At 33.9% G+C, this 9,168-nt stretch carries 8 protein-coding genes and 4 pseudogenes; 9 read left to right on the forward strand and 3 right to left on the reverse strand.

The features are described from left to right. The 6 genes and pseudogenes from K5Q34_RS11455 to aph(2'')-Ia all read left to right on the forward strand — a co-directional run. Positions 1-243 (forward strand): annotated as a pseudogene (locus tag K5Q34_RS11455) (rRNA adenine N-6-methyltransferase family protein); the annotation flags it as partial. Next, positions 243-650 (forward strand): annotated as a pseudogene (locus K5Q34_RS11460) (methyltransferase domain-containing protein); the annotation flags it as partial. The pseudogenes K5Q34_RS11455 and K5Q34_RS11460, both read left to right, overlap by 1 nt. 32 nt (positions 651-682) lie before the next feature. Next, a complete protein-coding gene (locus tag K5Q34_RS11465) occupies positions 683-1,546 on the forward strand; it encodes an aminoglycoside nucleotidyltransferase ANT(6)-Ia (RefSeq protein ID WP_002294505.1) in 864 nt (287 codons plus the stop codon). A gap of 43 nt (positions 1,547-1,589) precedes the next feature. Then, positions 1,590-1,712: pseudogene (locus tag K5Q34_RS11960) on the forward strand (adenine phosphoribosyltransferase); the annotation flags it as partial. A gap of 1 nt (position 1,713) precedes the next feature. Further along, positions 1,714-2,079: a GNAT family N-acetyltransferase gene (locus K5Q34_RS11470; protein ID WP_002303448.1), complete on the forward strand. Its 366-nt coding sequence runs from the start codon at positions 1,714-1,716 to the stop codon at positions 2,077-2,079. Beyond that, positions 2,080-3,519, forward strand: a complete 1,440-nt coding sequence (gene aph(2'')-Ia, locus K5Q34_RS11475) for an aminoglycoside O-phosphotransferase APH(2'')-Ia (RefSeq protein WP_001028144.1) — start codon at positions 2,080-2,082, stop codon at positions 3,517-3,519. A gap of 129 nt (positions 3,520-3,648) precedes the next feature. On the opposite strand, the pseudogene K5Q34_RS11480 reads toward aph(2'')-Ia, so the two are convergent. Then, positions 3,649-4,113, reverse strand: a pseudogene (locus K5Q34_RS11480) (transposase); the annotation flags it as partial. A 74-nt stretch (positions 4,114-4,187) separates the two neighbouring features. Here K5Q34_RS11480 and K5Q34_RS11485 point away from each other — a divergent pair. Beyond that, positions 4,188-4,868 (forward strand): IS6-like element IS1216 family transposase, encoded by a 681-nt coding sequence (locus K5Q34_RS11485; RefSeq protein WP_029180466.1) that lies wholly within the window; start codon positions 4,188-4,190, stop codon positions 4,866-4,868. Between the two features lie 33 nt (positions 4,869-4,901). On the opposite strand, the gene K5Q34_RS11490 is transcribed toward K5Q34_RS11485, so the two are convergent. After that, positions 4,902-5,204 carry a helix-turn-helix transcriptional regulator gene (locus tag K5Q34_RS11490; protein ID WP_029743928.1) on the reverse strand — a complete coding sequence of 101 codons (303 nt, stop codon included), beginning with the start codon at positions 5,202-5,204 and terminating at the stop codon, positions 4,902-4,904. 129 nt (positions 5,205-5,333) lie between these two features. Here K5Q34_RS11490 and K5Q34_RS11495 point away from each other — a divergent pair, with 129 nt between their 5' ends. Then, positions 5,334-7,220, forward strand: a complete 1,887-nt coding sequence (locus K5Q34_RS11495; protein WP_024376919.1) for an XRE family transcriptional regulator — start codon at positions 5,334-5,336, stop codon at positions 7,218-7,220. A gap of 396 nt (positions 7,221-7,616) precedes the next feature. Then, positions 7,617-8,186 (forward strand): hypothetical protein, encoded by a 570-nt coding sequence (locus K5Q34_RS11500; RefSeq protein ID WP_024376920.1) that lies wholly within the window; start codon positions 7,617-7,619, stop codon positions 8,184-8,186. A 38-nt stretch (positions 8,187-8,224) separates the two neighbouring features. Here K5Q34_RS11500 and K5Q34_RS11505 read toward each other — a convergent pair. Then, the coding region (locus K5Q34_RS11505) for a DNA polymerase (protein WP_253214126.1) at positions 8,225-9,168 on the reverse strand (944 nt) is incomplete at its 5' end.

The following is a 9,168-nucleotide window of genomic DNA, read 5'->3' on the forward strand; positions in this document are numbered from 1 at the left end:
CGTGTCACTTTAATTCACCAAGATATTCTACAGTTTCAATTCCCTAACAAACAGAGGTATAAAATTGTTGGGAATATTCCTTACCATTTAAGCACACAAATTATTAAAAAAGTGGTTTTTGAAAGCCGTGCGTCTGACATCTATCTGATTGTTGAAGAAGGATTCTACAAGCGTACCTTGGATATTCACCGAACACTAGGGTTGCTCTTGCACACTCAAGTCTCGATTAAGCAATTGCTTAAATACTAAGTTCGCTTGCGTTTCATTATGTAGCAGACTATGAGAATTTAATAAAAAAGATATATAGGATGCTGAAGGCTGGTGGCAATTTAGTTTTTACAGTTGAACATCCTGTTTTTACTGCTCATGGAACACAAGACTGGTATTATAACGAAAAAGGAGAAATACTGCATTTCCCGGTGGACAATTATTATTATGAGGGCAAACGGACAGCTATGTTTTTGGAAGAAAAGGTTACAAAATATCATAGAACACTGACCACATATCTAAATACACTGCTTTCAAATAGTTTTATAATAAATCAGATTGTGGAGCCACAGCCGCCAGAGAACATGATGGATATTCCGGGGATGGCGGATGAAATGCGACGCCCAATGATGCTGATTGTATCGGCAAAAAAGAAGATGTAATAATATAGAAAAAATAAACGAGGAGTATGTAAATGAGATCAGAAAAAGAAATGATGGATTTAGTACTTTCTTTAGCAGAACAGGATGAACGTATTCGAATTGTGACCCTTGAGGGGTCACGCGCAAATATTAATATACCTAAAGATGAATTTCAGGATTATGATATTACATATTTTGTAAGTGATATAGAACCGTTTATATCTAATGATGACTGGCTTAATCAATTTGGGAATATAATAATGATGCAAAAGCCGGAGGATATGGAATTATTCCCACCTGAAGAAAAGGGATTTTCCTATCTTATGCTATTTGATGATTACAATAAAATTGATCTTACCTTATTGCCCTTGGAAGAGTTAGATAATTACCTAAAGGGCGATAAATTAATAAAGGTTCTAATTGATAAAGATTGTAGAATTAAAAGGGACATAGTTCCGACTGATATAGATTATCATGTAAGAAAGCCAAGCGCAAGGGAGTATGATGATTGCTGCAATGAATTTTGGAATGTAACACCTTATGTTATTAAAGGATTGTGCCGCAAAGAGATACTGTTTGCAATCGATCATCTGAACCAGATTCTACGGTTTGAACTACTTAGGATGATGTCGTGGAAGGTTGGGATAAAGACAGAATTTTCATTAAGTGTTGGGAAAAATTATAAGTATATTAACAAATACATTGATGAAGATCTATGGAATAGATTATTATCTACATATCGCATGGATTCCTATGAAAATATTTGGAAGTCATTATTTATATGCCACCAATTGTTCAGGGAAGTGTCCAAAGAGGTAGCAGAACTACTGGGGTTTGATTATCCAGAGTATGGTAAGAACATAACAAGATATACCGAGGACATGTATAAAAAATATGTTGAAAATGACTATTTTTAAAGATTAGCAAAGATTATTAACCATAAGCAAGGGGTGTAAATGTATGGAAAGTACTGATGTTATAAATGAAATTAGAGGTATATTACCTCGTAACTCAATTGGAAAATATGATTTACTAACTATTTTTACACATAAAACCGTTTTTGATAAAATTGTAAAAGTACTATATGGTTTTTGATATTGATAATTTAAAAGGATTTCTTAATGATACCAGTTCATTTGGGTTTATAGCTAAAGAAAATAATAAAATTATAGGATTTGCATATTGCTATACACTTTTAAGACCTGATGGAAAAACAATGTTTTATTTACACTCAATAGGAATGTTACCTAACTATCAAGACAAAGGTTATGGTTCAAAATTATTATCTTTTATTAAGGAATATTCTAAAGAGATTGGTTGTTCTGAAATGTTTTTAATAACTGATAAAGGTAATCCTAGAGCTTGCCATGTATATGAAAAATTAGGTGGTAAAAATGATTATAAAGATGAAATAGTATATGTATATGATTATGAAAAAGGTGATAAATAAATGAATATAGTTGAAAATGAAATATGTATAAGAACTTTAATAGATGATGATTTTCCTTTGATGTTAAAATGGTTAACTGATGAAAGAGTATTAGAATTTTATGGTGGTAGAGATAAAAAATATACATTAGAATCATTAAAAAAACATTATACAGAGCCTTGGGAAGATGAAGTTTTTAGAGTAATTATTGAATATAACAATGTTCCTATTGGATATGGACAAATATATAAAATGTATGATGAGTTATATACTGATTATCATTATCCAAAAACTGATGAGATAGTCTATGGTATGGATCAATTTATAGGAGAGCCAAATTATTGGAGTAAAGGAATTGGTACAAGATATATTAAATTGATTTTTGAATTTTTGAAAAAAGAAAGAAATGCTAATGCAGTTATTTTAGACCCTCATAAAAATAATCCAAGAGCAATAAGGGCATACCAAAAATCTGGTTTTAGAATTATTGAAGATTTGCCAGAACATGAATTACACGAGGGCAAAAAAGAAGATTGTTATTTAATGGAATATAGATATGATGATAATGCCACAAATGTTAAGGCAATGAAATATTTAATTGAGCATTACTTTGATAATTTCAAAGTAGATAGTATTGAAATAATCGGTAGTGGTTATGATAGTGTGGCATATTTAGTTAATAATGAATACATTTTTAAAACAAAATTTAGTACTAATAAGAAAAAAGGTTATGCAAAAGAAAAAGCAATATATAATTTTTTAAATACAAATTTAGAAACTAATGTAAAAATTCCTAATATTGAATATTCGTATATTAGTGATGAATTATCTATACTAGGTTATAAAGAAATTAAAGGAACTTTTTTAACACCAGAAATTTATTCTACTATGTCAGAAGAAGAACAAAATTTGTTAAAACGAGATATTGCCAGTTTTTTAAGACAAATGCACGGTTTAGATTATACAGATATTAGTGAATGTACTATTGATAATAAACAAAATGTATTAGAAGAGTATATATTGTTGCGTGAAACTATTTATAATGATTTAACTGATATAGAAAAAGATTATATAGAAAGTTTTATGGAAAGACTAAATGCAACAACAGTTTTTGAGGGTAAAAAGTGTTTATGCCATAATGATTTTAGTTGTAATCATCTATTGTTAGATGGCAATAATAGATTAACTGGAATAATTGATTTTGGAGATTCTGGAATTATAGATGAATATTGTGATTTTATATACTTACTTGAAGATAGTGAAGAAGAAATAGGAACAAATTTTGGAGAAGATATATTAAGAATGTATGGAAATATAGATATTGAGAAAGCAAAAGAATATCAAGATATAGTTGAAGAATATTATCCTATTGAAACTATTGTTTATGGAATTAAAAATATTAAACAGGAATTTATCGAAAATGGTAGAAAAGAAATTTATAAAAGGACTTATAAAGATTGATTATATAATATATGAAAAGCTATTATAAAAGACATTAGTATTAAATAGTTTAAAAAAATGAAAAATAATAAAGGAAGTGAGTCAAGTCCAGACTCCTGTGTAAAATGCTATACAATGTTTTTACCATTTCTACTTATCAAAATTGATGTATTTTCTTGAAGAATAAATCCATTCATCATGTAGGTCCATAAGAACGGCTCCAATTAAGCGATTGGCTGATGTTTGATTGGGGAAGATGCGAATAATCTTTTCTCTTCTGCGTACTTCTTGATTCAGTCGTTCAATTAGATTGGTACTCTTTAGTCGATTGTGGGAATTTCCTTGTACGGTATATTGAAAGGCGTCTTCGAATCCATCATCCAATGATGCGCAAGCTTTTGAATATTTTGGTTGATCGATATAATCATGAATCAATCGATTTTTAGCCTCACGCGCTAAGTTAATATCTGTGAACTTAAAAATTCCTTTAACAGCTTCTCTGAAAGATTTTGAATTTTTTTTAGGAATGGTGGTAAAGATATTTCTTAGGAAGTGAACTTGGCATCTTTGCCAACTTACGTTGGTGAAGGATTTTCTAATGGCAGAGACTAATCCGGTTCTGTTGCAAAGTTTTAAATCTACTATCAAATAAGGTAGAATAATAGAAAAAGATAGCAGGAGGAATGACGATGAATCATTTTAAAGGAAAGCAATTTCAGCAGGATGTGATTATTGTAGCCGTGGGCTACTATCTTCGTTATAACCTTAGCTATCGTGAAGTTCAAGAAATCTTATATGATCGTGGCATTAACGTTTCTCATACGACGATTTATCGTTGGGTGCAAGAATATGGCAAACTACTCTATCAAATTTGGAAAAAGAAAAATAAAAAATCCTTTTATTCATGGAAAATGGATGAAACGTACATCAAAATTAAAGTAAAATGGCATTATTTGTATCGAGCCATCGATGCAGATGGTTTAACCTTGGATATTTGGTTACGTAAAAAACGGGACACACAAGCAGCCTATGCTTTTCTTAAGCGGTTAGTGAAGCAGTTTGATGAACCGAAGGTTGTAGTCACAGATAAAGCCCCCTCTATTACAAGTGCCTTTAAGAAACTAAAAGAATACGGCTTTTATCAAGGGACAGAACATCGTACCATTAAATACCTGAATAATTTGATTGAACAAGACCATCGTCCAGTAAAGAGACGCAATAAATTCTATCGAAGTTTACGCACTGCCTCTACCACGATTAAAGGTATGGAAGCCATCCGAGGATTATATAAGAAAACCCGAAAAGAAGGCACTCTCTTCGGGTTTTCGGTCTGTACTGAAATCAAGGTATTATTGGGAATCCCAGCTTAAATCATAGATACCGTAAGGGATTTTATTCTTTATTTAAAACTTTGCAACAGAACCCTTTTGTTCCATGAGAAGGTTGTGAGTTAGCTCATCGACCTTCTTTTTGTTTGTCTTGTTGAGTTGTTTGTAGAGGGTGAGGTGGGGATGTTCTTCTTGAAGGTTACTTGCTTCTATATGGAGGACTTGAGCCAGTTCTTTGAGGTGTTTCTTATTAGGGACAGTTTTGCCTGTCTCCCAAGCAGACAGTGTGGCTCTTGTGACCCCTAGTTCGTTTGCGATAGCTGTTTGGGATAGATGATTGGTTAATCGATATTCTTTTAACTTACTGGCAGAAAACATTTTCTCACCCCTTTTGTCATTTTATAGATTGACAAAATTATATCATAGTGTATAATATAAAGCAAGAGTAAAGAGTAGGTATGTTTGTAATTCAAATCTCGATAGCACTATGTTTTAGGAGAACAGGATATGGCGTTTAATTCATTCGAAAAATTGCTTCAATCAAACTATTATAACGATATTTTCAAAGCAGTAGATAATTATATTTACCACCACCGTTCCTATATATCGGTCAAGTCACATACTGTTGAAGACCCAAACTTTAAGAAGTTGGATGATTTTGCGATAAAGAAAGTCTTGTCTCGTAAAGTTAGAGACGGAATAATTGTTTCTGAACTTCAGGTCATTGCTTCTCTTGAAATTAAGGGGCAGACGAAGTATGGCTATGAAATAGATAGTGCCAATCTGTGGTTAAGAATGACGGTTGAGTATGAGTTGAATGAAGGAATACATAATTTTACAGTTCTTCAGGTTAATCCCTTTGATCCAAAAGATTATGATAATAGTGAATTAGGTCTTAGTCCAGAATTTGTTCCATACATTAAAGCTAAGGATATGGATGAGATTGCGGAAGGAATTTTGAAGCAATATTACCCTCAAGCACTAGAAGCTCCCATGGCTTTGCCGATTGATGGCTATCTTGCCAATATCGGATTGACTAAGATGGAGGGTAAGTTAACAGAGGATAGTTCCATTTTTGGAGAGATGGTCTTCAAAGATACAGAAGTTCTATTTTATGATGAGGATACTCCAGAATCAAGACTCGTGAAGAAAAAGACTATTTTAGTAGATCCCGAAGTTATCTGCTTGCGTAATCAAGGGAGTTATAATAATACAATAGTCCATGAATCAGTTCACTGGTTGCTCCATCGTCATCATAATGAGTATAAAATGCTATTTGATCAGAATCATAAACGAAGTAGTAGTCTAAGAGATAACACTATCTCTAGTTCATCAGAGTGGAGAGACTATGACTGGATGGAGTGGCAGGCAAATGGAATTGCTGCTAGAATTCTGATGCCTAAGTCCATGACAAGGCAAAAGGTCAATCAACTCTTTACAGACTACTCCTTAAAATATGCTAGTGATGAGAAATTAACCATGTTTGAAAGAATCATAGATGACCTCGCAGAATTCTTTCAGGTCTCTCGCCTAGCGGCTAAAATTCGGTTACAACAATTGGGCTATCATGAATTTGAAGGCATTTATAATTTCGTTGGAGATGAATATCTACGAAGCTATGGTTGTGAACTTAAAGCTATGACTGAAAACAAAAGCTTCACTATTGCCTTTCCCAACGCTTGTCTGTTGAGTTGGAAGAATGAACAGTTTAGGAAGTTGATGGATTCAGGTCGATATGTTTATGTGGATAACCATTTTTGCTTGAATGATCCTCAATATGTGAACATGGTGGAGTACGGTATTTACGAAATGACAGACTATGCATACAAACATATGGATGAGTGTTGCCTATTGTTTGATATTTTCTATAAGACAGATAAAAATAAGTCTATATCGATCACTATCTTTAATGAGTATGTGATGTATCGTGGAAAATCGACGGTTGAAATAGAGGTGGATTTCTCTGAGTTCACCAATATTGTTAATGGTTCAATAATTCTAGATAGTGGACGAATATTTGAAGAGGTAGTCAGAATCAATGATGAGATGCCGAGTGGCTTTTGTGCCATGCTTATCTACCATCGTACACGCAAAAACATCACTCAAGAAGATCTTGCTGAGGCATCAGGTGTTAGTTTATCTACTATTCAGCGTTTTGAAACTCAAAGAGATGCGAGTAGGAAACTGGAAAAGATGATGGGGATTACTCTTGGAATGAAGCTATATCCTGACTTTAGCTTTAAGTTGATTGAAAAGAGTGGTACAACATTTAGAGATGAGATGCCGACTCATTGTGCTTATAAGATGTTGCTGAGATATTACTATCATTTGGGAGCTTATGAATGCAACCAGAAGTTGATAGAGATGAAGATTCCTGAATTTTGGGAAAAATAATTTTAACGACACCCTTCAAATTTTGAGGGGTGTTTTTTTGTTTGTTATGCGTGTATTTGAGAGTGGAGGTCATCAAGTTAAGTATGTGAAAGGAAGTTTCAAAAACACTGATTTTAACGATTTTATTGAATGAGGGAAGCTGTTCTACCCCTCATTTTTTGCTGTGTACCATTTCGTTCAATGGTACTATACTAGACTTATCAAGAATACCTTCTGTCAATACGGAGTCATGACGATGACCATAATTTCAGATGTAGAGATGGTGGGAAACTATTTCAGCTTGTGAAATTGGCTGACCGATAACATAGAGGAAAGTAACTATGCGGTCAAGAATATTTTTTGCATGCCTTGATTTGTCATGTGTGCTTTCGGTATTAACTGGAAAGCCAATCAATCATGACAATCAATGTCAACTTTTTCAACTACTGCCAAGCTCAATCTTCATCAACTGGAGTACATCCAACTGAAAGTGAAGTACTAGCACCTATGTTTGTACAGGATTACTACATGACTTCACATCATTCAGGTTTGCTACGTGGCACGTTTCGTCAATGTCGTATCATGGGTATTTCAATACTAACTGCCTTTGTTCCAGTCGCAGAAGAGGACTATGAACAGATGGTCTGGTGGTATAACAACTCAGTTAATGATTATCTCAAAGATTTTCGTAAGCCGAGTAAAAATGCCCCTAAAGTTTCATCCTGGGAAGCATTCACAGAGAAACAAGATTTACCAGTTATTGATGATGGGATTGAGCTTTATCTATTCATGGATCAATTTGAGTTTTTGAAATCAAAACTTGCAGAATCAAACTTTCAAGCACCAGAAATTTTGGAAATGCTATTTGATGGTTATGAGAATAAGGAAATCTTTGAAAAACTAGGAGTTCAGAAATCTGCAGGCTATAAAAAAGTCAATAATACTAAGAAAGAAGGGTTTGAGCTTTACAAAGAATTAAATAAATAACAGAATCGCCATCTCAATTGTGAGGTGGCGATTTTTTGCTAATCTTTCTGATAGAATATGCATTCGTATCCATCGGCACGAAGGTTAATATCAGACATCCAGTCTGGTGCAATCCCCATTAATAATGCAATCTCATCAAGTTTTTGTTCCATTGGGCATTCGATTATTACTTCATCATGTACATGTCCTACAATTTTAAACTCTTTCAGTTGTTTCAAAGAGTATGCAAGAATGTCACGGCTGATAGCTTGTACAATGTTCTCCACAAATTTTGGACCATAACTTTCTAACCTCTCCCAACGTTTAGCAGTTCCAGTTCCCTCATAAGTGACGGACTCTCCACCGAACTGGTTCTCTCCAATTCTTGGTTTAATATATGCTAATTTACGACCAGATGGGAGTGTAATGAATAGAATGCCACTTCTTACTTCAAATTGAATACCGTGAGTAGATGTTGGAATTTGTTCCTTTACAGCAGTCTTTACAGCATTATCGACATCCCACCATAAGAGAACGATATTGGGATTTGCTTGTCGCCAAGAGTTCACTAGTGGTTGGAGTTCTTCCTCCGATAGTCCCATATCAATTGCTCCCATGGCTTTGAGTGCACCGACTGAACCACCATATCCGCAAGCAAGTTCCGCAATTTTCCCTTTTTGTCTCAATTCAGAATTTTGTCCGTGTTTTTCAACTGGTACTCCAAACATCTGAGAAGCGGACATACAGTAGATGTCTTTTCCCAGTTCAAATACCTTACTACGCCATCTCTCCCCTGCCAAGTGGGACAGGATTCGAGCTTCGATAGCTGAAAAGTCGCAAACAATGAATTTCTTTCCTTTACTAGGGACAAAGGTCGTTCGGATAAGTTGAGATAAGGTATCTTGTGTGTCGTAGAGTAGCTCAGTAGCTTCTAAGTCACCTGTTCTGAAAAGTTCTCTAGCTTCCTCTAGGTCAGGAAGATGGTTCTGTGGTAAATTCTGAA

The sequence above is a fragment of the Streptococcus sp. 2018110 genome, assembly GCF_019754115.1.
Classification (GTDB): domain Bacteria; phylum Bacillota; class Bacilli; order Lactobacillales; family Streptococcaceae; genus Streptococcus; species Streptococcus hashimotonensis.

Coding starts and splice junctions, on each gene's coding strand:
- K5Q34_RS11465 (WP_002294505.1), top strand. CDS start 683: ATGAGATCAGAAAAAGAAATGATGGATTTAGTACTTTCTTTAGCAGAA.
- K5Q34_RS11470 (WP_002303448.1), top strand. CDS start 1,714: ATGGTTTTTGATATTGATAATTTAAAAGGATTTCTTAATGATACCAGT.
- K5Q34_RS11485 (WP_029180466.1), top strand. CDS start 4,188: ATGAATCATTTTAAAGGAAAGCAATTTCAGCAGGATGTGATTATTGTA.
- K5Q34_RS11490 (WP_029743928.1), bottom strand. CDS start 5,204: ATGTTTTCTGCCAGTAAGTTAAAAGAATATCGATTAACCAATCATCTA.
- K5Q34_RS11495 (WP_024376919.1), top strand. CDS start 5,334: ATGGCGTTTAATTCATTCGAAAAATTGCTTCAATCAAACTATTATAAC.
- K5Q34_RS11500 (WP_024376920.1), top strand. CDS start 7,617: ATGACAATCAATGTCAACTTTTTCAACTACTGCCAAGCTCAATCTTCA.